This window comes from Micromonospora craterilacus (genome assembly GCF_003236315.1).
Classification (GTDB): Bacteria; Actinomycetota; Actinomycetes; order Mycobacteriales; family Micromonosporaceae; genus Micromonospora; species Micromonospora craterilacus.
The window spans coordinates 1-4502 of the sequence record NZ_POTY01000354.1; the positions used below are offsets into that span (position 1 = coordinate 1).

Genomic DNA, 4502 nt, shown 5'->3' on the forward strand with positions numbered 1-4502 from the left:
GTGGGCAGCGCGGGAGCCACCCGTCGCCGCAGGGCGAGCAGGCTGCCGACCGCGCCGGTGAGCAGGAGGCCGGCGACGATCACCGCGGCGGTCAGCAGGCCGCGTCCGGTCTCCTGCTGTCGGGCGGCGGCCGGCACGGGGTCGACGGCGGGGGTGCCGGAGGCACCGGCCGAGGTGGGGGCCGGAGCTGAGGTCGGGTCGGTCGCGCCGGCCACAGGGGTGGACCCGACCGCGGTCGGCGTGGGCGTGGCCCCACCTTCGGGCGGTCCGAGCACGGCCGGCGAGCCGCCGGACGATCCGACGTGCCAGGTGGACCCGGTGACCGTGATCGGCGTGACGAAACGCTCGGGATGACGGCCGGCCGCCGCGCTGAAGCACTCGACGACGACCCACCAGACACCGTCGCCGGGATTCCTGCCGAGCGCGGTGGCGAACGAACGGTTCGGGGCGAAGGTGAGGTTGCGGTTGTCGTACCCGCCCTCGAACAGGGGTTTGGCCAGGTTCGCGAACGGGCCGCCGGGCGGCCCGACCCGCAGCGAGGCGTTCGCGCCGTACGACGCGGGGCACGGGGCGGAGGTGGTCGCCGCCGTGAAGATCGGATCGCTGGTGACGTTGCCGCTGCTGGCCGAGAGGGTGACCGTCCCGAGCGGCGCGGCCAGCGCCGGGGAGGCGACGACGCCGAGGGTGGCGGCAGCCGCTGCGACGCCGAGGACGCCCGCGTACCCACCGGCGCGGACGCGCCGGCCTGGCCGAGTCTCCCTGTTCATCGCACCTTCCTCTGCGTTGTCGGTCGGCGGCCCGCACGCGGTCGCCGGAGCGGGTCACCCGCCGGCACCCGCAGGGCCGGGGCGCCCGATCCCGGACGCCCGGCCCCGCTTCGGCCGACGCTTGTGGTCAGGAGTTGGACTTGAGGTCGACGGCACCGCAGACCTGGTGGAACAGGTCCGTGGTGGACGACCGCAGGCCGAACCCGAAGAGCTGCGCGACGTTGCGCTGCGTGCCGCCGACGTTCACCGTGGTGGTGCACGCCAGGGAGTTGCTGCCGACGAAGACCTGAGCGATCAGGGGATCCGACAGGTTCGCGGTCGGCACGACGTTGTAGACGTCGCGGTTGAGCGGGAAGGTCGGGTTCAGCACACCGCCGGTGATCGGCTGCTGCACCGACTGACCCACCAGGTTCATGCCGCTGAGGATCGCCGGGCCACGCCGGTCGGCGACCGAGACGCCCGGGATGGCCCCCTGGATCGCCGCGCTGTTGGTCTGCGCGATGAACTGGGCGGCCGAGAACGGCACGATCCAGTCGTTGTGCCCCTGGAGAACGGTGCCGTCGTGCTCCTGCGGGTTCGGGACCCCCGCGACCGTCAGGCACGGCAGGTCACCGAGCGAGATCTCCTGCTCGGTGATTTCCATCTGCTGGAGCCAGAACTGCCGGGTGCCCGAGCCCGCCTGCGGGATGAGCGGCTGCACCGGCAGGCCGGTGATGGCGCGGTCGAAGCACTTGTACACGCGCTGCACGCGGGCGAACGAGTTGTTCCGCGGCAGGTCGCTGTTGGCGTTGATGGCCAGGGCCACGGCGTCCACACCCGTCGGGATGTAGGTGAGGTTGCCGCTGGTGCTCGGCGTGGTGCTGGAGAAGGACGACGAACGGGCGAAGTTCACGCAGCCCCGGACGTCCTTGCTCAGGTAGTGGCCGGGCCCGCCGTGGGTGCCGCCGAGGTCCTGACCGAGCGACGCGCGCAGGGCCTGACGGCCGGCGCCGGATCCGTTGGGCCGGGTGAACTCACAGGCGGCCGACTTGGTCTTGATGTCGGTCGAGGTGCCCGACGGCGGGCGGGCGTCCCAGGAGGCGATGACCTTGTTGCCGCTGATGCGCAGCGACTCGGCGAGGCCGTTGCCCAGGTCCTGGGTGGTGTCAGATCCCACGCCGGTGAGCGTGCGGTAGTCCGTCGCCGGCACCGGGTCGGCGGAGGCGGGGCTACCCCAGACGGCGACGGCGGAGAGCGCGATGGCCGCCACCATCGCCCTTCCGAAGGCGTTAACCCTCATGCGATCTCCCTTTCCGAGAGAGAAGGAAATTGCCACTCATTCCACTTTATAAATGAGTTGTGGTAATTCTCCCGGTCTGATACCAAAGACCGAAACCTAGGTTGAGCGAACGTTGGGATTGCTTCTTTTCGGCCACACGTAGGCCAGATGAACAGGCCATCTGCGGCGGCAACCCGTTGGCGCTTCGCGGCCCGTCAGGTCGACCCCCCGTTGTTCGTGCCGAGGCGACGGGACACCAGCAGCAGGACCGGTCCGACGGCACCACCGGCGAGCCCGACCACGAGCAACGCCACGAGGAGATAGCGGATCGGCCCGATCGGGCTGCCCGGGGCGACCTGGGCGACCGGCCGGTCCGACGGCGGCGGTGCGATGGACGGGGTGGCCGACACCGTCGGCCCCACGCCCGGGTTGGGCACCGTCGACGGTGTCGGTTCGGGGTTGGTCGACGGCGCTGGCGGCGCAGTGGTGGTGGTTGCGCTCGGCTGTGGAGTCGGCCGTGACGTCGGCTCCGGTGTCGGGCTCGGGGCCACGTAGCGCTCCAGCTTGTCGGCGGCCTGCAACGCCTCCACCCGGAGGAACTGCGGGAGCGGCGCATAGCCGGCCGGTAGCTGCCCCGGCAGATGCCCCGGCGCCTGACCGGATCCGGTGGCATAGCGGAGCAGGGCGGCGTAGTCCCGGCGCGCCGTGGCGTCCTCGGTGAGGTCGGCCGCCGCGTAGGTGACCATGGTGAGCGGGTACGCCCCGGGAAGCCGGGCCACCCGCGCCGGGTCGATCAGGCGTACGCCGGTGACACCACTGGGCACCATCGCGTTCGCGGCCGTGAGCATCCCCGACGTGGTGGCCGCCCGGCAGTCGTTAGCGGTGAGCTTCCCCTCCGCGTCGCTCACCGCGGTGCAGAGCTGTGCGGTGTGCAGGCCGTAGCGGGCGGCGGAGGCGGAATCGGTGATCGAGAGCGCGAACCGCTGCCCCACCTGCTTGGGCGGCTCCTTGCCGTACCGCCCCGGGATCGCCGGGTCGAACGACGGCTGCCAACCGGAGAGCTGCTTGGTGTCCGCGCGCAGCGTCTGGTACGCGGCCTCGCCGATGCTCGATGCGTACGGGAAGAGGTCGAGCGTGCAGCGGCCCGGGTCCACCTCCTGCTGCCAGTCCTCCAGCAGCGGGGAGTGCAGCGGAGGCAGGCAGGACGGGTCGGTACGGGGGAAGTAGTCCTGTGCCCCGTCGGTGGTGACGAATTTGTAGTTCTCGTTCACCCGCATGCCCGGGCCACCGTCCGGACCGGAGAGTCCGTCGGGTTGGCCGGCCAACCAGGCGCGGGCGGAGGCATCGCCCAGGATCCAGCGCCACACCTCGCGGGCGGCGGAGAAGTTCCCGTACGAGACCACGATGCCGTCCGGGGCGAAACCATTGTCGATGTACTTGAAGTCCGGGTTGAGTGCCAGGAACTCCGGGTCGACACCGATGTGGCGGGGGTTGCCCGCGACGTGGTCCTGCCGGCCGCCGTCCGGCACGTCCCGCTGATACGACTGGGTGAGCAGCTTCGCGACCAGCCGTGGCGTGAGCTTCAGGTCGCGCACCATCGTCCGGCGCAACGACTCGGCCTCCGGCGGCACGGTACCCGCGAGCCGCAGGTCGATGTTGAACGCGATGACCACGGACGAGACGGCCACCGGCGCCTGGACGACCGGGGGCTCCCACTCCTCCGGTTTCACCGGGTCGGCCGTGAAGGCCAACCCCGGCGCGCCGTCCGACGTGGTGAGCAGTTGCCCCGTCCCGTCCTCGTCGCCGGTGGCGGAGTAGCCGAAGACCGGACCGTCGTTGGCGCAGAGCGCCGGCTGCCAGGAACTCATCGCCTCGGCGACGAGTTCCGTACCGACCGTCCGCCGCTCGGCCCGACCCTGGGCGCACCCGGCGTCGAGCGGGGTGAAGTCGAGCGGCACGACCAGCCGGTCGGCGAAGATCGAGGCGGAGAGGGCGCTCCGGCTCGGCAGCACGGGCCGGGCCACCCCGTCCAGGTCCCGTTCACCCCGGGGCACGATGACCAGCCAGCACCGGCGCGGATCGCTGCCGTCGCCGGCCGTGGGGGCGCCGCAGCCGAGATGCGGATCGCGGATCGCGTTGCGCACCTCGAAGACCGCGCGGCCGGTCCCGTCGCCGGTGGTGATGGCGTACGGGATCTCGTTGGTGGTGTAGATGCCGAAGTAGGTGGCGAGCAGCTCGGCGGGCTTGCCCGGATCGGTGGCCGGGAGCCCGCCGGCCGGGAACGGGTTGGTGGCGCTGCCGTCCGGGGTGCGGGTGTTGTCGAACGACGGCCTGCCCGGCCGCGAGGGCGGCTGACCCAGGACTCGTTCTGGGTCGGGCTGCTCGGCGTCGCCGCCTTCGTACCGCTGCTGCTCTTCGGGTTGTGGGGCGGCGCGGTGGCCGACGTCCTGGACCGGCGCCTGGTGCTGCTGGGCGGC

General features: G+C 71.9%; 1 protein-coding gene and 2 pseudogenes. All 3 read right to left on the minus strand.

The window, feature by feature from the left end:
* Nucleotides 1-767, minus strand: a pseudogene (locus C1I95_RS31955) (hypothetical protein); the annotation flags it as partial.
* Nucleotides 768-894: 127 nt separating this feature from the next.
* Complete coding sequence (locus C1I95_RS31960; protein WP_146605923.1) at nucleotides 895-2046, minus strand: hypothetical protein; 1152 nt, start codon at nucleotides 2044-2046, stop codon at nucleotides 895-897.
* 194 nt (nucleotides 2047-2240) lie between these two features.
* A pseudogene (locus C1I95_RS31965) lies at nucleotides 2241-4502 on the minus strand (hypothetical protein); the annotation flags it as partial.